This is a genomic window from Streptomyces sp. NPDC052036 (genome assembly GCF_040680495.1).
In the GTDB taxonomy this organism is placed as follows: Bacteria; Actinomycetota; Actinomycetes; order Streptomycetales; family Streptomycetaceae; genus Streptomyces.
In genome coordinates, this window is the sequence record NZ_JBFAWW010000046.1 from 24,800 (window position 1) to 42,976 (window position 18,177).

The following is an 18,177-nucleotide window of genomic DNA, read 5'->3' on the forward strand; positions in this document are numbered from 1 at the left end:
CGGTAGCAGTCAGTCCGGGATCAGGTCGCGCAGATTTCCCGGGGTGATGACCCGGGAGGCAGTCCCTCGGCCGCTCCAGACCGATGTAGGTGACCGGACCGTCCGGGACCGTCTCGCCGTCCCAGGCCGTCACACGTGTGGCACCGTCGGCCATCAGGTCGGTGAGATACCGGACCGTCAGGGGAGCGCGCTCCATGACGCCGCGTAGCAGCGTCGCGACCGACACCCGGTGCTCCTCGACCCGGTTGGCCGACGGTTCGCCTTGAGATAGAGGTGCAGCCATCCGGCGCGCCACCGGTCGTCATGGCCGCGGTGGAACGCCAGCGGCAGCGCGACCCGGCCGGGGCCGCGCAGTTCGGACTTCATGCGCACGGTGCGCGGCTCGAACGGCCGGCCTCGCTGCTCGGCGTCGCGCAGCATGAACCCGAGGAACGACTCCTCCGTCTCCTCGAAGCCCTCGCCCGCGAAGATGTGGACCTGCGGGACGATGACGGTGCCGCGCACGGCGCCCAGCCGCAGGTTGATGAACTCCGAGGCGCCGTCGGGGGCGTCGGTGACGTCGCCCGAGTGCTCGCCCTCGACGTCGGCGAGATGCGTGTAGGACAGCCAGGAGCGGGTCGAGTAGTCGGAGTTCAGGGTCAGTGCTGACAGGTCGTAGTCGGTGCGGTGGGCCGTCTGCTTCCAGTAGACGAAGAAGCGCAGCAGTTCGCCGTCGACGGGGGAGACGGAACCCCGGGGCAGCACGCCGAGGCCGGACGTGGTCGCCCGGCCGCTGAGCGGGAGCGCGACTTCCAGGACATCGGGGTCGACTCAGCTCGTCATGGGCGGCGAGCATCTGGGCGTAGGTGTGCCGGTAGTTGCCGTAGGACGGGAGGGTGAGCAGGTCCAGCACACCGCTTTCCAGCTGGGCCTGTGTGCGCTCGCGCGTGGTGTCGTCGTCGAGCGCCTCGGCGATGCAGCCCATCCAGAAGTCGAAGGTGTCGGGCACATTGGCCGGGAAGTCGACGAAGTAGACGTTGTGCCGCACATGGTCCCCGACCATCTCCCGGACGGTGTCCAGGGTGCGTACGGCGGTGTCAGACGACCGTGTCCCCGGACAGCGCCGACAGATGCTCCAGCAGGTCCGCCGAGAGTTTGAAGCCCACGGACATCAGCGCGGCGTCGAACTGCCGCGCTGCGATGTCGCCCTTCCCCGAGGGTCCCGTGGGGGAGGGCAGGCGGTGGGTGTGCCGGACGACCAGCGGTTCGAGACGGTGGATCACCGCCGCATGATTCCACGGTCGCGCGAGGCGGTGCATTCGGGTTTTTCGCCCCGGCCGCCCACCACCGGAGGCCGCCCATCCGCCGGGGCCCGCCCGTGCGTCAGCCCCCGCCCGTGCGTCAGCCCCCGCCCGTGCGTCAGTCCCTGTCCGTGCGTCAGGTTGCCGCCCGTGCGCCGAGGCGTTCGGCGATGTGGTCGCCGACGCGCAACGCGTTGGCGATCGCGGTCAGGGACGGGTTCACGGCTCCGATGCTCGGGAAGAAACTCGTGTCCACGACATAGAGGTTGTCGAGGTCATGGGCCTTGCACTGGATGTCCAGGGCCGAACTGCGCGGATCGTCGCCGAAGCGGACGGTGCCGGCCTGGTGGGCGGTGGCGCCGATGGGCATGCCCTTGTGCAGATAGAGGCTGTGGGGCAGCAGATGGTTCCGGTGCATGCCCAGACTGCTGAGCATCCCCTGCAGCTTGTGCCGCAGCCGGGTGACTCCGGCGATGTTGTTCCGCTCGTCCAGGGCCAGGTGGATACCGCCCTCGTGGTCCAGGGTGACCCGGTTGTCGGGCCGGGGGAGGTCCTCACCGCAGAGCCAGAAGTCGACCGCGTGGTGGGCCAGAGTCTCGAAGGGCAGGTCCGGTGCGGCGAGAGCGGCCCAGTGCGGGGCCTCGCCGCGGATCTGCTCGGCGTCCGACTTGCCGAGCATCTGGACACCGCCGAGCGGATAGTCCCAGTCGTCGGCGCCCAGGTACCAGTCGTTCAGCGCCAGTGTCTTCTGGAAGCGGGTGTCGTTGGGTTCGAGCGACACCGCCATCAACGCCAGGTTGTTGTGGCGCATGTAGTGGCGGCCGACGACGCCCGAGCTGTTGGCCAGCCCGTCCGGATGCCGGTCGCCGGCCGAACGCAGCAGCAGGGCCGCGGAGTTCACCGCCCCGCAGGCGACCACCACGATGTCCCCTCGGTAGCGCACGAGCCCCTGGTCGGCCTCGTCGGCCTGGTCGGCGAGTTCGGCGACGACGGCGGTGACGGTCCGTCCGCTGCCGTCGGTCTCCAGGCGCCGCACGGTGGCGCCCGTGACGAGGGTGACGTTGTCGTACCGCAGCGCGGGGTCGACACAGATGACCTGTGCGTCGGACTTGGCCAGCAGCAGACAGGGAAAGCCGTCGACGCGGTCGCAGCGGATGCATGCGCCGTCCCTGGTCGCGCGGCCTTGCGCGTCCTGGACCAGATCGACCCCCATGGGGAGGTGGAACGGGTGCAACCCCTGCTTCTCCAGATCGTCGTTGAGCCGCTGGATCCGCGGCTCGTGCCGGACCGGCGGATGAGCGTACGGGGCGCTCGCCGGCCCCTCGGTGGGATCCTCCCCATGGCGGCCGTGCACCCGGTACAGGTGCTCGGCCTGGGTGTAGTACGGCTCGAAGTCCGCGTAGTCCAGCGGCCAGGCGGGGGAGATGCCGTCGTGGTGACGCAGTTCGCCGAAGCCCTCGGGACGCAGGCGGAACAGGGCCGCGCCGTAGAACTTGGTGTTCCCGCCGACGTAGTAGTTGACCTCCGGCGGGAAGGCGTTGTCGTGCCGGTCGTACCAGACCTCGGGTGCTCGGTACTTGGCCCTGACGAAGACGGCGGAGGAGTCCCAGTTGTCGCGCTCCCGCGGCAGATAGTCGCCGCGTTCCAGGATGAGGACGCGTGCGCCGGTGGGGGCCAGTCGGTGGGCCAGGGTGCCGCCGCCCGCGCCGGATCCGATGACGATGACGTCGTAGTGCCGGTCGTCGGTCATGTTCCGGTTCCCCCCTTCACAGGACGGCGATCGGGTTGACGGGGGATCCGGTGGCCCCGGGGATCCGGAGCGGAGCGATGACGCACAGGAAGGACCAGTGCCCCCGTCCGGCACAGAGCGGCGTCAGGTCCTCGAACTGCAGATAGTCCAGCAGATGGATGCCCATGGCGTGCACGGCGAGCACATGGATCGGGAACGCGACCCCGGGGATCGCGCCGGGTGCGGCGTCGCTGTTGCTGTCGCAGCCCAGGACCGCGACCTCCCGCTCGGCGAGGAACTCCATCGCGGCGGGGTGGATACCGGCCCGCTCGCGCGCGGCGTCCCAGGGACCCATGGCCCTGCGGCGCCGGCGGTGCCCCACCCGCACGAACAGCAGGTCTCCCGGCTCCACCCGGACGTTCTGTGCGGCTTCCGCGGCCACGAGGTCCTCGGTCGTCACCTGGGCGCCGGGTTCGAGCCACGGCACCCCGTGCAGCGCGGGGATGTCCAACAGGACTCCGCGTCCGACGATGCCGTCGCGTGCCAGGTCGACGGAGAGCGCGGTGGCTCCGGACGGCGTGAGGCTGCTCGGCGGGGTGCCGCCGTAGAGGGTTCCCTCCCAGATGACGTGGCACAGTGCGTCGAGATGGCTGTCGACGTTGCTGTGCATGTTCATCGCCAGCCGGTCCCTGGCGAAGTGCAGCCCGTCGGCGGGCGATTCGGGCGGGACCGGGGCGGTCAGCCAGTGCCGGGCCGGGTCGGGGCAGTCGGGCTCCTCCCGTGTTTCCACCGGTGCGGCCATCGACACGGTGCGTCCGGTGCGGACTTCGCCCACCGCGCGCCGTACCAGCTCCGGCGTGATCCGGTCCAGGGCCCCTCTGGGGGTGGGGGCGGCGCCGGCCGCTCCGCGCAGGCGCCGGTACAGCGCCTCGAAGTCGTCCGGGCTGAGTGCGAGGGGATCGGTCATACCGGGGTGATGCGCCATGGGGGTGCTTTCTCGTCGTCCGGCGGGAGGTAGGACCGGTCGGCGGCCTCGTCGAGGGCGTCGTCGAGCGAGGAGGCGGCCATGATGAGCGAGAGATGGGTGAAGGCCTGGGGGAAGTTGCCCAACTGCTCGCCGCCGGGTCCGATCTCCTCGGCGAACAGTCCGACGTGGTTGGCGTAGGTCTGCATCTTCTCGAACGTGTAGCGCGCCTTGGCCAGTTGGCCCGAGCGTGCCAGGGCGTCGACGTAGAGGAAGGTGCAGAGGCTGAAGGTGCCTTCCTCGCCGCGCAGTCCGTCGGGGGAGGCGGCCGGGTCGTAGCGGTAGACCAGGCTGTCGGAGACCAGTTTGCGGTCGATGGCGTTCAGTGTGTTCAGCCAGCCCGGGCTCATGGGTGCGAGGAAACCCAGCCGGGGGACCAGGAGCAGCGACGCGTCCAGGACGTTGCTGTCGTAGTGCTGGACCAGTGCCTGTTCCTCCTTGCTCCAGCCGCGCTCCATGACCTGGTCGAGGATGGCGTCGCGGGCGGCGGTCCAGAGCGCGGTGTCCGCCGGTCGGCGCCACTCCTGGACCAGCCGCAGACCGCAGTCGAACGCCACCCAGCACATCACTCGGCTGTAGGTGAAGTCCTTGCGGCCGCCGCGGGTCTCCCAGATGCCCTCGTCGGGCCGGTCCCAGGAGTCGGCGAGCCAGTCCAGGGTGCGGCTGAGTCCCTTCCAGCCGTGGTAGCCCACATGCGTGCCGATCTTGCGGCCCTCGGAGATCGCGTACAGGGCCTCGCCGTAGATGTCCAGCTGGAGCTGGTCCGCCGCGGCGTTCCCGGCCCGGACCGGTGAGGAGCCCCGATAGCCCGCCAGGTGCGGCAGGATCTCCTCGGGCAGATGAGGGTCCCCGTCCACCCGGTACATGATCTGCAACGGTTCTCCGTCGGGCCCCGCCTGATCGTGCAGCCGGTCTCCCAGCCACCGGACGAAGGCGTTCGCCTCCTCGACGAAGCCGAGGTCGAGCAGGGCGCGCACCGACAGCGAACCGTCCCGGACCCAGGTGTAGCGGTAGTCCCAGTTGCGTTCCCCGCCGATCTGTTCCGGCAGGCCCATGGTGGCGGCGGCGATCGGGGCTCCGGTGGGGGCGTAGGTGAGCAGCTTCAGGGTGATGGCCGAGCGGTGCACCATGTCCGGCCACCGTCCCCGGTAGCGGCAGGTGTGGACCCATCGCTGCCAGAAGCCGATGGTCTTCCAGATCTCGCCGGACAGTTGCTCCTCGGTGGGCGGCGGGGGCGCGGACCCGCCCGGCTCGCAGACGGTGAAGACCGTGGCGGAGACCTGGCCCTCGCGCAGGGTCACCTCGCCGATGACGTCCTGTCCGTCGCGCCGCAGGGGAAAAGTGCTCTGCAGATGGGCGGTCATGCCCGGGGAGTGGAAGGAGGCGGTGTCCTCCCGCAGTTCGACGGTGTGCGCGGCTCGTGCGTAGTCGAACCGGGGGCGGCACTCCAGGGCGAAGCGGACCGTGCCGCGCACGGTCCGCACGGCCCGTACCAGGGTGTGGCGGTCACTGGCCCGGTGCGGGCGGTCGGCGGGCATGCAGTCGATCACTTCGCCCACGCCTTCGGCCGACATGAACCGGGTCACCAGCACGGCGCTGTCCGGGTAGTAGAGCTGCCGCCAGGTTCCGCCGTCCCCGCCCACCGGTGCCAGTCGGAAGTAGCCTCCGCGGTCGTGGTCGAGCAGGGACGCGAAGACACTGGGCGAGTCGAACCGCGGCGCGGCGAACCAGTCCACGACACCCTGAGCGGAGACCAGGGCGGCGGTCTGCAGATCACCCACCAGTCCGTGATCGGCGATCGGCGGATAGCGATCCATGGTCCCAATGTGGCCCATGAGGTGAGGGTGCGCGCGGCGAGTACGGGCGGTCTCGGCCCCGGGCGGCCGCCCGCGCCACCGCCCTGCCGGACGGCCCCCGTTTCCGCGACGCACAAGGAGTGAGCGCCGAAGCAGCGAACGCCGAGGCAGGGAACGCCGAAGCAGCGGACGCCGAAGGAGTGAAGGCGCGCCCGAGTCGGGTTTCGCGGCGCCCGGAGTGCTGCGCGAAGTGGTGTGGTCATGGGTGGTCGAGTGGTGTGGTCAGGGGTGACCGGCCGGAGAACCGAGGTGGTCCCGGCCGTGTTCCGGGGCGGTACCGACTGGAGGCGAGCGTGGGCACCAGCGTGGACGAGGCTTTGAGGACCGGCGGCATTGCGCTCCTGAAGGGGCAGAAGGCGTTGGTCACCGGCGCCAATTCCGGGATCGGCAAGGCCACCGCCGTCGGTCTGGGCCGGATGGGCGCCGACGTCGTCGTCAACTACGTCGCCGACGCCGACTCCGCGGATCAGGTGGTGCGGGAGATCGAGGCCTTCGGGGTGCGCGCCTACGCCCACCAGGCGGACGTCTCCCAGGAGGACCAGGTCGTCGGCATGGTGTCCCGCATGGTGGAGGAGCTGGGCACGGTCGACATCCTGGTCGCCAACGCCGGTCTGCAGCGGGACGCCCGCCTCAGGGACATGACCCTCGCGCAGTGGCAGAAGGTCCTGGACGTCAATCTCACCGGGCAGTTCCTGTGTGCGCGGGAGGTGACCAAGGAGTTCCTGCGCAGGGGAGTGGTCCCCGAGGTGTCGTCGTCCGCCGGGAAGATCATTTGCATGAGCTCGGTGCACCAGGTGATCCCCTGGGCCGGCCATGTGAACTACGCGGCTTCCAAAGGCGGCGTCCAGATGCTGATGGAAACCATGGCCCAGGAGCTGGCACCGCAGCGGATCCGGGTCAACGGAGTCGCACCCGGAGCGATCCGCACCCCCATCAACCGCAGCGCCTGGGACACTCCCCAGGCCGAGGCAAGCCTGCTGGAGTTGATCCCGTACGGCAGGGTGGGCCAGCCGGAGGACATCGCGCGGGCGGTCGGCGTACTGGCCTCCGACCTGCTCGACTACGTCGTCGGCGCCACTCTCTACGTCGACGGCGGTATGACCCTGTTCCCCGGCTTCGCCACAGGAGGCTGAACCCGCCGCTGATCGGATCCTCCTCCGGTGCCCCGCGTCCAGCGGACACGCACGTGTCGATCAGACACATCTGGGGACTCGGGGCTGCGTGTCGTCCAGGGAGACACGGAGGAGCCGATGACCGTCGAAGCCCGCTGCCCGATCCCGCGGTCTCCCGCGTGGGTCCCACCGGGTGTGTACGAGCCCCAGGACGACACCCGGCTGCTGACCTGGGCCCTGTGCCGGGAGCGGCTCGCCCCGGGGACGGAGGTCCTGGACCTGGGCACCGGTACCGGGGCGCTCGCGCTGACGGCCGCACGGCTCGGCGCGCGGGTCACCGCGGTCGACATCTCCTGGCGGGCGGTGTTCGCGACCCGGGTGAACGCGCTGCTCAGCCGGCAGAACATCAGCGTGCGCCGTGGTGACCTCACCTCGGCGGTGCCCGGACGCAGCTTCGACCTCGTGGTCAGCAATCCGCCGTACGTCCCGTCGCCCTGCCGCGCGGTTCCCCGGGGCGCCGCGCGTGCCTGGGACGCCGGGTGGGACGGCCGTATGGTGCTCGACCGCATCTGCGCTGCCGCGACCACACTGCTGCGCCCGCACGGTGTCCTGCTCATGGTGCAGTCGGCGTTGTGCGGGGTCGAGGACACGCTCGCGCGGCTGACCGGGGAGGGACTGAGCGCCACGGCCATGGACCGTACGAGGGTGCCCTACGGCCGGGTACTGCTCTCTCGGCTGACCTGGCTACGGCAGCGCGGCCTGACGGGCGACGACATGGTGGAAGAGCTGGTGGTCATCCGTGCCGTACGAACGTGAAGCCGTGTCGCGCGGGCGGGAACGCGTCTGCCGTATCCGGGCCGATCGGGACGGTCCGTTGCTGGTCGAGGGGCCGGTGGAGATCATCGGCCCGGACGGCGAGCGGGTGGTGAGCCGGCGGTTCCTGGTGGCCGTCTGTACCTGTCGGCGCAGCCGTACCTATCCCTGGTGCGACACCAGCCACCGTCGCCGGGAGAGGCCCCTGAACGATCCCGGACCGGCAGGAGGAGAGGATCCCGGACCCTCAGGAGGGGAGACGCAGGAGTGACGATCACCCGGTCCGAACCGCGCCGGTGCAGCCCGTCCCTGCCGTACGCCAGGGGACCGCTCTCGCACGCGGTGGCGACCGCCCTGCGCGAGGGGAGCGCCCCTGCCACCCCGTCGGAGGACGGCGAGCCCTACGGGGAGGATCTCCAGCTCGCGCTCTATGTGCTGTACGAGCTGCACTACGAGGGATTCGACGGGGTCGACGACGACCGTGAATGGGATCCCGCGCTGCTCGCCCTCCGCCGCGCCCTCGAAGAGCGGTTCCAGGCCGCTCTGCGGGCCGACGTCCCCGTTGCCGGCGTCGGCTCCCGGCAGGCCCTCGACGAACTCCAGGCCGAGCCGGTCGGAGACGACGGCACCGGCGTCTCCCACTTCCTGAGGAACCAGGGCCGGCTGGAGCATCTGCGGGAGTACGCGGCGCTGCGGTCGCTGTACCACCTCAAGGAGGCCGATCCGCACGCCTGGGTGATCCCCCGGCTGCACGGCCGGGCCAAGGCGGCCATGGCGGCCGTGGAGTTCGACGAGTTCGGGGCGGGACGGGCCGACGAGATCCACGCGGGACTCTACGCGGATCTGATGCAGGACCTGGGGCTCAGCACGGCCTACGGGTACTACCTGGATGCCGCCCCCGCCGAGCTGCTCGCCACGGTCAACCTGATGTCGCTGTTCGGCCTGCACCGGGGCCTCAGGGGCGCCCTGACCGGCCATTTCGCGGCCGTGGAGGTGACCTCGTCCCCGGGGTCGCGCCGTCTGGCGGAGGCCCTGCGCCGGGTCGGCGCGGGCGCGGCGGCCACGCGCTTCTACGAGGAGCACGTGGTGGCGGACGCGGTCCATGAGCAGGTCGTACGCCACGATGTGGTCGGCGGGCTGCTGGAGAGCGAGCCCGGCCTGGAGGCCGATGTCGTGTTCGGCGTCCGGGCCACGGACTTCCTGGAGGACCGGCTCGCCGCGTACCTGCTCAAGGCGTGGCGCGGAGGGGGCTCCGCCCTGCGGACGGGACCACTGCCGCCGGTACGGGAGGCCCGCCGGGCCGACGACGGGGAACCCGGCCGCGGCACCATCTGACCGGCGGGGCCGGGGAGCGCGGCCCCGTGGGCCCCGTGGCGGAGATTCGGGGGACGGACGTCAGGGAGGGGCCTAGCGGTCCTGTTCGGCGCGCTCGGCGTTCCGCTTCTTGATGCGGGCGGCTTCCTTGCGGACCTCGGCCTGGGTGGCGCGTTCCTTCTCCAGCCACTCGGGCCGGTCCTCCTTGAGCGCGTCGATCTGCTCGGTGGTGAGGGCCTCCGCGACCCCGCCACGCGCCAGACCCGCGATGGACACGCCCAGCTTCGCCGCCACCACCGGGCGAGGGTGCGGTCCGTTGAGCCGCAGCTCCCGCAGCCACTCCGGCGGATTCGCCTGGAGCTCGTTCAGCTCGGCGCGCGAGACGACACCCTCCTGGAACTCGGCGGGGGTGGCGGGGAGGTACACACCCAGCTTCTTCGCCGCGGTCGCGGGCTTCATCGTCTGGGCGGTCTGGTGCGACTTCATGGTGTCAAGACTATCCGCCGGGTAAGGGTCCGCCGACCACGCCCGGTAACCTGGCGGGGTGACAGGCTCGGAAGCAACCTCCTCGTTCCGGCTCGCGTACGTCCCCGGGGTGACGCCCGCCAAGTGGGTGCGGATCTGGAACGAACGCCTGCCCGACGTCCCGCTCAGGCTGCTCCAGGTGCCGGCGGCCGAGGCCCCTGGCGTGCTCCGCGACCGCGAGGCCGACGCGGGACTCCTGCGGCTGCCGGTGGACCGCACCTTCTTCAGCGCGATCCCCCTCTACACCGAGACGACGGTCGTCGTCGTCCCCAAGGACCACCTGGTGACCGCCGTGGAAGAGGTGTCCCTGGGGGACCTCGCCGACGAGGTCGTGTTCCACCCCCTCGACGACGTCCTCGGCTGGGAGCAGCCGCCCGGGCTGCCCGCGTTCGAGCGGCCCGCCACGACGGAGGACGCGATCGAGCTGGTGGCGGCGGGTGTGGGGCTCCTGGTCGTCCCGCAGTCGCTGGCGCGGCTGTACCACCGCCGTGACCTCACCTACCGGACCGTGGTGGACGCCCCCCAGTCGGGTATCGCTCTCTCCTGGCCCGAGGACGCGACCACGGACCTGGTCGAGGACTTCATCGGGATCGTGCGCGGACGGACGGTGAACAGCACGCGGGGGCGCACCCCGGCCCAGGCCGCCGCGCAGCCGAAGCAGTCACGCACCGACGCGGCCGGTGCCCGGCGCCAGCCTGCGGCCGGGAAGACGGCGGGGAAGACGGGACGGGCGGGGAAGCCCGCGGGCACCACGGGCAGGAGTGCGCGGAGCGGTTCCGGGGGAGCCCAGAGCAGCCGGCGCGGCAAGCCCCGCCGCCGGTCGTAGACGCGCGACACCGACCCCGGCGGACACACGACACCGGCACCGACCCTGGCGCCGCGATGCGCTCGACGGTGCCCCGTCCTGCGCGCACCGGTGCCGGCGCCGCATCCCGCCTCACCACGTGTCCACGAAACCGCGCCTCCGTTCGTCCTCCGGCCCCGCCCAGTCCTCCAGCGCCGCGAGGATCCACTCCCGTGACATGGCCGGATCGATCACCGCGTCGATCTCCAGCGCGGCTGCCGCGTTGACGGCCTTGCCGCGCTCGTACAGCTCCGCGACCCGTGCCTCGAACACACGGGCCCGTTCCTCCGGGTCCTCGATGGCGGCCAGTTCCCTGCGGTAGCCGAGGCGGACCGCACCCTCCAGACCCATGCCGCCGAACTCGCCCGTGGGCCAGGCCGCGGTGGCCAGCGGAGCGTGGGTGGAACCGCCCATCATCGCCATCGCGCCCAGGCCGTACGCCTTCCGCAGAACCAGGCTCACCAGCGGCACCCGCAGGTTGGCGCCGGTGACGAAGAGGCGGGCGAAGTGACGTACCGTCGCCGTCCGTTCGGCGTCCGGTCCCACCATGAAGCCCGGTGTGTCGCACAGCGAGACGACCGGCAGCCCGAACGCGTCACAGAGCTGGAGGAAGCGGGCGGCCTTGTCGGCGGCGTCACGGTCGACGGCCCCGCCGAGGTGCGCCGGATTGTTCGCGATCAAGCCCATCGGGCGGCCCCCGATCCGGACCAGACACGTCAGGACGCCCACCCCGAAGGGCCGCCGCAGCTCCAGCACCGCACCGGTGTCCGCCAGCGCCCCGATCACCGTACGCACGTCGTACGCCCGACGGCGGTTCTCCGGGACGGCGTGACGCAGCAACCGGGCGTCGGGCGCCTCCCAGCTCTCCTGCGGCCCCCGGAAGTACGAGAGGTATCGCCGGGCCGCATCCACCGCCTCCGCCTCGTCGGCGGCCTCGACGTCCACCACCCCGCCCGCGGCCTGGACCGCGCGCGGCCCCACCTCCTCGGGGCGGTACACGCCGAGCCCGCCGCCCTCGATCATCGCCGGTCCGCCCATGCCGATCGTGGCGTCGGGCGTGGCGATCACGACGTCGCAGCAGCCGAGGAGGGCCGCGTTGCCCGCGAAACAGCGCCCCGAGGCGATGCCGACCAACGGGACACTGCCGCTGAGGCGGCCCATCCGTTGGAACGTGGTCACGTCCAGGCCCGCCACGGCCGTGGTGTCCGTGTCCCCGGGCCGCCCCCCGCCGCCCTCCGCGAACAGCACCACGGGCAGCCCGCGTTCCCCGGCGATCCGGAGCATCCGGTCGGTCTTGCGGTGGTTCTGCAGTCCCTGGGTGCCCGCCAGGACCGTGTAGTCGTACGACATCACCACGCACGGTGCGCCGTCCACCCGCCCGGTGCCGGTGACCATGCCGTCCGCGGGCGTCGACCGGATGAGGTCCTCCAGCGAACGCCGGCGCCGCTGCGCGGCGATCGCGAGCGCGCCGAACTCGGTGAACGACCCCTCGTCGCACAGGTCGGCGATGTTCTCGCGCGCCGTACGACGGCCGAGCGCATGGCGCTGCGCCACGGCCTCCGGCCGGTTCTCGTCCAGGCCGAACGCATGCCGCCGGACGGCCTCGGCGAGATCGGGCCGTACGGCGTCCGGGTCCAGGAGCGGCGCGCCGTCGTCCTCAAGGGGTCCGTCATCCGTGATGTCCAGCTCCAGCAGGGGGCGGCCCTCGCCCACGGTGTCGCCCACGCGCGCGTGCAGGGCGCGTACGACTCCCGAGCCCGGAGCGCGCACGACGTGCTCCATCTTCATCGCCTCCAGCACCAGCAGCTGCCCGTCCGCGCGCACCGTCTCGCCCGGTGCGACCCCGACGGAGACCACCGTGCCGCTGAGCGGTGCGGTCACGGTGCCGCCGGTCGCCGAGCCGTCGGCCGGGGCCGGCTCGTCGGGCACCAGCTCCGGCAGACACTGCTGGACGAAGCCCGTGTGCGCCCAGAAGTCCGGCCGCTCCAGCACCGCCCGCAGCAGCGGGATCGACGTCCGCACGCCCTCCACCGTGAACTCTCCGAGTGCCCGTCGCGCCCGGGCACTGGCCGCCTCCCAGCCGCCCTGCGGAACGTGCGCCACCACCTTCGCGAGCAACGAGTCGTAGCGCACGCCCACGTCGGCGCCGGTCCGAAGTGCTGTGTCGACGCGCACCCCCGGTCCTGTCGGTACCTCGAAGCGGGTCAGCCGCCCTGCCGACGGCCGGACAGCGCCGTCGGCGGCTGCCACCTCGGCGTTGACCCGGGCCTGCACCGCGAACCCGCGCGGCGGCGGAGGTGGGCCCGCGAGGCCCAGCGACGCGAGCGACTCGCCCGCCGCCAGGCGCAGTTGGACGGCCACCAGATCGACGCCCGTCACCTCCTCGGTGACCGTGTGCTCCACCTGGAGCCGTGGGTTGGCCTCAATGAAGTGGAACTCCGCGTCCCGCACCAGGAATTCGAAGGTGCCGAGCCCCGTGTAGCCGGTGGCGCGGGCCAGGCGCAGCGCGGCCGCCAGAAGCTTCTCGCGCACGGAATCGGGGAGTTCCGGTGCCGGTGCGATCTCGATGAGCTTCTGGTGGCGGCGTTGCGTGCTGCAGTCCCGCTCCCACAGATGGGCGACGGCGCCGCTCGTGTCACCGAGGATCTGCACCTCGATGTGCCGGGCGCCCTCCAGCAGCCGCTCGACGTACAGCGTGTCGCGACCGAACCCCGTCCGCGCCTCGGAGCGGCAGCGCTCCCAGGCCTCCTCCAGCTCACCGGCCGTGCGTACCACCCGCATCCCGCGCCCGCCGCCCCCGCCGACCGCCTTGATCATCAGCGGTCCGCCGTGCAGGAACTCCCGGGCCTCCGGCAAGGTCGTGCCGCCGCCCGGCAGTACGGGCACGCCGCAGTCCGCGGCGAGCGCACGCGCGCGTGCCTTGTCGCCGAAGAGCGCGAGGACGTCCGGTGCGGGGCCGACGAAGGTGACGCCCTCGGCGGCGCAGAGCCGGGCCAGCTGCGGATCCTCGCTGAGGAAACCGTAGCCCGGGTGCAGAAAGCCGCAGCCGGCCGAGCGCGCGGCCGCCACCAGCGCCCGCGCGTCCAGATAGTCGCCGACCGGCACGGCCTCGTCGGCGTGCCGGGTGTGCGGATCGTCGCCGTCCGCATACACGGCGACCGTCCGCAGGCCCAGTTCGGCGGCGGCGCGCAGCACCCGGACGGCGATCTCACCGCGGTTCGCGACGAGCACGGCGGCAGAGCCCATGAATCCCTCCCCGATCGAGTTTCTCGACAGTCAGCTCACGGCCGTGCGGCCGATCGACTCCACCAGCGGCAGCAGCCGGTGCGGCACTCGCTCGCGCAGTGCCACCTCCGTGCGGGTGCGTACGACCCCCGGCAGGCTGATCAGAGCCTGGATGACGTCCTCCAGGTGTGCGTTGTCCCGTGCCACGACCCGGGTCATCAGATCACCGCCCCCGGTGATCGAGAACGCCTCGACGATCTCCGGCACGGCCGCGAGCGCGTCGCCCACATCGTCCAGGTGCCCCTGAGTGACCTCGATGTGCACGAACGCGAGCACCGGGTGGCCGAGCGCGGCGGGGGACAGGAAAGGGCCCGTACCGGTGATCACCCCGTCACGCTCCAGGCGGTCCAGCCGGGCCTGCACCGTGCCGCGGGCGACGCCCAGGATCCGGGCGTACTCCCGCACGCTGGTGCGCGGCTGCTGAATCAGCAGCCGCAGGATGTGGGTGTCGAGTTCGTCCACGGCCATGGTCCGTTGGCCTTTCGTGCGCAGGACTGGATCCGGCGTGACTGTACCAATGGCCCAGTCGACAGGCAGCCGCTTGAGCCACTGCCTTACTGATGCTTTCCTGATGCGTATCAATGGCGCCGCGCAGCGCAGGACCGGTGACGAAGCCGGAAACCGTGCCCGCGGCGCCATTCCCATGTCCGGGCGGCACACAGACATGCAGGGGCGGGTCTCCCACGGTGAAGAAGATGTTCATGGCTCCGGATCCGGGGCTGTTCCGGCTGCGGGTCTCGCTGCGCGCGGTGCTCGGCATCGGCCTGGGCGTGGCGGTGTGCGAGGGGGCCGGACTGTCCCTGCCCGCCTCGATCACCGGCGGACTCGCCGCGCTCCTCGCGCTGTTCACGGTCGCCGACCCGACGGTGCGGGGCCAGGCGGCCACCACCGCGCTGCTGCCCGTCGTCGGACTCCCCGTCCTCACGCTCGCGACCGCCCTGCACGGGGCGCCCGCGGTGCGGGACGCGGCGTGGCTCGCGGTGGTCTTCGCCGGTGTGTACGCCCGCCGCTGGGGGCCACGGGGCAATGCGCTCGGCATCTTCGCCTTCATGACGTTCTTCGTCGCGCAGTTCCTGCACGCCGTCCCGGATCGGCTGCCGGAGCTGTTCGCGGCCGTGGCGCTGTCGCTGGCCGCCGCGGCGGCGGTCCGGTTCGGCCTGTGGTGCGTCGAACGCCGCAGGCCGCTGCCCACCGCGCCCGCGCCGCTGGGCGGGCGGGGACTGGCCCGGCCGGCCACCCGGCAGGCCTTCCAGGCAACGGCCGCGTGCGCCTTCGCGGTCGCCGCAGGCCAGGTGCTGTCGCACGAGCGCTGGTACTGGGCCGTCGGCGCCACCTGGTGGATCTTTGTGAACACCGCCTCGCGCGGCGAGACACTGATCCGCGGCTTCCGGCGCGTCGTCGGCACGGTGACCGGCATCGTCGTCGGGCTGCTGGTCGCCGTGCCGCTGCACGGTGCCCCTGCCCCCACGGCCGTGCTCATCGCCGCCTGTGTGTTCGGGATCTTCTACACGGCGGCGTTGTCCTACAGCTGGATGATGTTCTTCGTCACCGTCATGGCCGGCCTGCTGTACGGCCTGCTCGGCGTCCTGCACGCCGGTCTGCTCGGTCTGCGCCTCGCGGAGACGGGCGTCGGGGCGCTCGGTGCCGCGCTCGCCGTCGCGTTCGTCCTGCCGATCACCACCCACGAGGTCACCGACCGGTGGGTGCGCCGGGCCGTGCACGCCGTCCACGGCTGCACCGCCGCGGCGGCGCGACGGCTCGCGGGCGACACGGAGGCGGACCCCGCGTCCCGCGCCGCCGAGTTGGAAGCGCTGCTCGCGCGGGTACAGGGAGCCCTCGCGCCGCTGGTGCACCCGCTGAATCCGCTGCGGGCGCGCAAGGCGCGGGCCCTGCAGGTGCTCGCCCTGCTCGACGTGTGCGCCCGGGAGACGCGTGGCCTGGTGGCCGTGGCCGCCGACCCCGACGCCTCGCACGACGCCCGCCTCACCGCCGCGTGCCGGCGGGTCGAGGCCGCGGTGGAGGCACTGTTCGGCGCGGTGCCCCAGCGCGTTGTCGCACCGCATCCGGGCGTCCCCGGCCATCACCCGGGCGCCGAGCAGGCCCTCGGCCACCTCCACGGCCTGGAACGGGCCCTGCTCGCGCTGGCCGCACCACTGGGCGGCTCGTCGCCCGCCCGGGCCTGACTTCCCCACCTCCCGTCCTTTGGTCTAGACCTGCTGCTACCGTCGTCCCGGCGGAGCACCGAGGAGAGGGGACGGCATGGCGGACGGCGGCGGACGGCGGGCGTACATCGGTTCGTTCACGACGGCGGGAGGGCGAGGCATCCTCACGGCCGCCGTCGATCCGGACAGCGGAGCGCTGACCGTCCTCGGTGCGTACGACGGGCTGCCCGACCCGTCCTGGCTGGCTCTGTCCGGGAGCGTGCTGTACGCGGTCAGCGAGCGGCCCGACGGCGCGGTCGCCGCGTACCGCCGCTACGGCGACCGGCTCGAACCCGCCGGTCCACCGGTCCCTGTCGGCGACGGACCCACGCATCTGAGCCTGCACGCCGGCCACCTCCTGACCGCCGACTACGGCTCCGGCAGCGTCACCGCCGTCCCCCTGCGCGCTGAAGGGGCCTTGGCGGAGAGCGCCTCGGGCGTGCTCCGGCATCGAGGCGCCGGGCCCGACCCGCGGCGGCAGGAGGGGCCACATGCCCATCAGGTGCGGCCCGACCCCAGCGGCCGCTGGGTCGTCAGCGTCGACCTGGGCACGGACTCGATCCGCGTCTGCGCACTTCAGGACAACACCCTGCGGCTGCATCGGGAGACGCCGCTGCCCGCCGGGTCGGGACCGCGCCATCTGGCCTTCCATCCGGACGGCGACCGCGCCTACGTCCTCAACGAGCTGACGCCGACCGTCACCGTCTGCCGCTGGGACGCCGAGGCCGGGGCCCTCGAACCGGTCACCGAGACACCGGTGCTGCCTCAGGCGCCCACGGGCGACGCCTACCCGTCGGGGATCGTCGCCTCACCCGACGGGCGCTTCGTGTGGACCGCGACCCGAGGACAGGACCTGCTGTCCGTGCTGGCCGTCGAGGGCGACGGGCTGCGGCCGGTGGCCGCGGTGCCGTGCGGGGGCGTCTGGCCGCGTGCGATCGCCCTGTCGGCGGGTTTTCTCTACGTCGCCAACGAGCGGTCCGGGGACGTGACCTGGTTCGCGCTGGACCGGGAGACCGGCCTGCCGCGGCGCGGCGGTTCGGTGGAGGCTCCGGCGGCCTCCTGCGTCGTCTTCGGCTGACGGCCTCTCCTCTGGCCCCGCCCGTTCTCGCCCGTTCTCATCGGTTCTCGTCTGTTTTTGTCCGTCCGTGTCCTGCCTCGGCAGTTGTCCCGCGGCCTGGTCAGGCAGAAGGGCCCGCTCCCGTGAGGGAAGCGGGCCCTGGTCGTACAGGTGCTCTTGTGCGGGGCTCAGCGGGCCGGCGCGCCCTGCGGCTGCTGCGGGGCGATGCCGAGCGCCGTCGTGTACTTGGCGAGCGCCAGCTTGCCGACGGCCGGGTACGCGCCCAGAGCCTCGGCGGCGGGGCAGCCCGCCTCCTCGGCGGCCGCGTTCAGCAGACCGGCCTCCAGCTCCGGGCCGATCAGGTACGGGGCCAGCGCGAGCTGCTGCGAGCCCGAGGCGCGCAGCTGCTCCGCGACGGCCGCGATCGAGCCTTCCTGGTCCAGCGCGGCCGCCATCACCGGCACGGCGAGCCGTGCGGCCAGCAGCATGCCCGTGATCCCGGCCGCCTGGACGGCCTCGTCGCCGCCCACGGACGCGAGGATGATGCCGTCCGCGGCCGTCGCCACGGTGAACAGGCGGGCGCGGTCGGCGCGGGCGAGGCCGGCCTCCGACAGGCGTACGTGCAGCGCCTCGGCGAGCAGCGGGTGCGGGCCGAGGGCATCGGTGAGGTCGGCCGCGACACGGCTGTCCATCACGGCCTGACGGACCCGGCGCAGCAGCGCGCTGTCCGGACCGGCCAGCAGGGGCACCACGACGGCGACGGGGCCCTCGGGCGCCTTGGCCTCCACGCCGGCCGCGATCGCCTGCTCGTAGCGGGCTGTGCGCTCCTCGGCGGTGCGGCTGAGGACGGACTGCAGCGTGGGGAACTCGGACTCATCCCCATCCACGTAACCGATCCGCGCGTCGAGACCGGGCAGCTCGGAACGCGCGATGCTCACAACCTCCTCGGCGAGGCTGCGAATGGCGGCGCTGGGCGCGCCCGGCACCGCGAGGACGAGCGCGGGCGCGCCTTCGGGAGCCGCCAGCGGTTCGGGTCGGCGGTGCCGCCCCGGCTGGCGGGGTCGCGGCATTCGTACAGGCAGGCCAGATGCGGGCCCAGTGGGGGAGCTCATGGCGCCGCATGCTACTGGCTTTGTG

The 18,177-nt window shown here is 72.4% G+C and carries 14 protein-coding genes and 1 pseudogene; 7 read left to right on the top strand and 8 right to left on the bottom strand.

The annotated features are described in order from the left end of the window. Positions 1 to 9: 9 nt before the first annotated feature. The 4 genes and pseudogenes from AB0L95_RS36660 to AB0L95_RS36675 form a co-directional block, all read right to left on the bottom strand. Positions 10 to 1,262 (bottom strand): annotated as a pseudogene (locus AB0L95_RS36660) (hypothetical protein). 154 nt (positions 1,263 to 1,416) lie between these two features. Continuing rightward, complete coding sequence (locus tag AB0L95_RS36665; RefSeq protein WP_365169857.1) at positions 1,417 to 3,030, bottom strand: GMC family oxidoreductase; 1,614 nt, start codon at positions 3,028 to 3,030, stop codon at positions 1,417 to 1,419. A gap of 16 nt (positions 3,031 to 3,046) precedes the next feature. Then, complete coding sequence (locus AB0L95_RS36670; protein ID WP_365169860.1) at positions 3,047 to 3,976, bottom strand: cyclase family protein; 930 nt, start codon at positions 3,974 to 3,976, stop codon at positions 3,047 to 3,049. Beyond that, positions 3,973 to 5,850, bottom strand: coding sequence for a glycoside hydrolase family 15 protein (locus AB0L95_RS36675; RefSeq protein WP_365169956.1), 1,878 nt, complete (start codon positions 5,848 to 5,850; stop codon positions 3,973 to 3,975). Before AB0L95_RS36675 ends, AB0L95_RS36670 begins: the two co-directional genes overlap by 4 nt. 332 nt (positions 5,851 to 6,182) lie before the next feature. Here AB0L95_RS36675 and AB0L95_RS36680 point away from each other — a divergent pair, with 332 nt between their 5' ends. The 4 genes from AB0L95_RS36680 (at position 6,183) to AB0L95_RS36695 (ending at position 9,149) form a co-directional block, all read left to right on the top strand. Beyond that, a complete protein-coding gene (locus AB0L95_RS36680) occupies positions 6,183 to 7,022 on the top strand; it encodes an SDR family oxidoreductase (RefSeq protein WP_365169863.1) in 840 nt (279 codons plus the stop codon). Between the two features lie 117 nt (positions 7,023 to 7,139). Next, the gene (locus tag AB0L95_RS36685; protein WP_365169866.1) at positions 7,140 to 7,817 is read left to right on the top strand and encodes a HemK2/MTQ2 family protein methyltransferase; all 678 of its coding nucleotides are present in this window, start codon (positions 7,140 to 7,142) and stop codon (positions 7,815 to 7,817) included. 34 nt (positions 7,818 to 7,851) lie between these two features. Continuing rightward, entirely contained in the window at positions 7,852 to 8,085 is a 234-nt protein-coding gene (locus AB0L95_RS36690) for a CDGSH iron-sulfur domain-containing protein (RefSeq protein ID WP_365169959.1), read from the top strand. Next, positions 8,082 to 9,149 (top strand): iron-containing redox enzyme family protein, encoded by a 1,068-nt coding sequence (locus tag AB0L95_RS36695; protein ID WP_365169869.1) that lies wholly within the window; start codon positions 8,082 to 8,084, stop codon positions 9,147 to 9,149. The genes AB0L95_RS36690 and AB0L95_RS36695 overlap by 4 nt, the downstream gene beginning before the upstream one ends. A 72-nt stretch (positions 9,150 to 9,221) precedes the next feature. Here the strand turns inward: AB0L95_RS36695 and AB0L95_RS36700 are convergent, their stop codons facing one another. Further along, the gene (locus tag AB0L95_RS36700; RefSeq protein ID WP_365169872.1) at positions 9,222 to 9,614 is read right to left on the bottom strand and encodes a DUF5997 family protein; all 393 of its coding nucleotides are present in this window, start codon (positions 9,612 to 9,614) and stop codon (positions 9,222 to 9,224) included. A 58-nt stretch (positions 9,615 to 9,672) separates the two neighbouring features. Here AB0L95_RS36700 and AB0L95_RS36705 point away from each other — a divergent pair, with 58 nt between their 5' ends. Beyond that, positions 9,673 to 10,479 carry a LysR family substrate-binding domain-containing protein gene (locus AB0L95_RS36705; protein ID WP_365169875.1) on the top strand — a complete coding sequence of 269 codons (807 nt, stop codon included), beginning with the start codon at positions 9,673 to 9,675 and terminating at the stop codon, positions 10,477 to 10,479. 111 nt (positions 10,480 to 10,590) lie between these two features. Here the strand turns inward: AB0L95_RS36705 and AB0L95_RS36710 are convergent, their stop codons facing one another. After that, the gene (locus tag AB0L95_RS36710; RefSeq protein WP_365169878.1) at positions 10,591 to 13,743 is read right to left on the bottom strand and encodes a carboxyl transferase domain-containing protein; all 3,153 of its coding nucleotides are present in this window, start codon (positions 13,741 to 13,743) and stop codon (positions 10,591 to 10,593) included. A 30-nt stretch (positions 13,744 to 13,773) separates the two neighbouring features. Beyond that, a complete protein-coding gene (locus AB0L95_RS36715; protein ID WP_365169881.1) occupies positions 13,774 to 14,250 on the bottom strand; it encodes an Lrp/AsnC family transcriptional regulator in 477 nt (158 codons plus the stop codon). 227 nt (positions 14,251 to 14,477) lie between these two features. Here AB0L95_RS36715 and AB0L95_RS36720 point away from each other — a divergent pair, with 227 nt between their 5' ends. Together AB0L95_RS36720 and AB0L95_RS36725 are read left to right on the top strand one after the other, a co-directional pair. Then, positions 14,478 to 15,965: an FUSC family protein gene (locus AB0L95_RS36720; protein WP_365169883.1), complete on the top strand. Its 1,488-nt coding sequence runs from the start codon at positions 14,478 to 14,480 to the stop codon at positions 15,963 to 15,965. Positions 15,966 to 16,041: 76 nt separating this feature from the next. Next, complete coding sequence (locus AB0L95_RS36725) at positions 16,042 to 17,061, top strand: lactonase family protein (protein ID WP_365169886.1); 1,020 nt, start codon at positions 16,042 to 16,044, stop codon at positions 17,059 to 17,061. Between the two features lie 167 nt (positions 17,062 to 17,228). On the opposite strand, the gene AB0L95_RS36730 is transcribed toward AB0L95_RS36725, so the two are convergent. Further along, the gene (locus AB0L95_RS36730; protein WP_365169889.1) at positions 17,229 to 18,152 is read right to left on the bottom strand and encodes a hypothetical protein; all 924 of its coding nucleotides are present in this window, start codon (positions 18,150 to 18,152) and stop codon (positions 17,229 to 17,231) included. Between the last annotated feature and the right edge of the window lie 25 nt (positions 18,153 to 18,177).

Excerpts from the sequence above, each read along its gene's own strand:
- AB0L95_RS36665 (WP_365169857.1), bottom strand. The coding sequence starts at position 3,030 with ATGACCGACGACCGGCACTACGACGTCATCGTCATCGGATCCGGCGCG.
- AB0L95_RS36710 (WP_365169878.1), bottom strand. The coding sequence starts at position 13,743 with ATGGGCTCTGCCGCCGTGCTCGTCGCGAACCGCGGTGAGATCGCCGTC.
- AB0L95_RS36670 (WP_365169860.1), bottom strand. The coding sequence starts at position 3,976 with ATGACCGATCCCCTCGCACTCAGCCCGGACGACTTCGAGGCGCTGTAC.
- AB0L95_RS36725 (WP_365169886.1), top strand. The coding sequence starts at position 16,042 with ATGGCGGACGGCGGCGGACGGCGGGCGTACATCGGTTCGTTCACGACG.
- AB0L95_RS36685 (WP_365169866.1), top strand. The coding sequence starts at position 7,140 with ATGACCGTCGAAGCCCGCTGCCCGATCCCGCGGTCTCCCGCGTGGGTC.
- AB0L95_RS36715 (WP_365169881.1), bottom strand. The coding sequence starts at position 14,250 with ATGGCCGTGGACGAACTCGACACCCACATCCTGCGGCTGCTGATTCAG.
- AB0L95_RS36720 (WP_365169883.1), top strand. The coding sequence starts at position 14,478 with ATGTTCATGGCTCCGGATCCGGGGCTGTTCCGGCTGCGGGTCTCGCTG.
- AB0L95_RS36730 (WP_365169889.1), bottom strand. The coding sequence starts at position 18,152 with ATGAGCTCCCCCACTGGGCCCGCATCTGGCCTGCCTGTACGAATGCCG.
- AB0L95_RS36675 (WP_365169956.1), bottom strand. The coding sequence starts at position 5,850 with ATGGATCGCTATCCGCCGATCGCCGATCACGGACTGGTGGGTGATCTG.
- AB0L95_RS36700 (WP_365169872.1), bottom strand. The coding sequence starts at position 9,614 with ATGAAGTCGCACCAGACCGCCCAGACGATGAAGCCCGCGACCGCGGCG.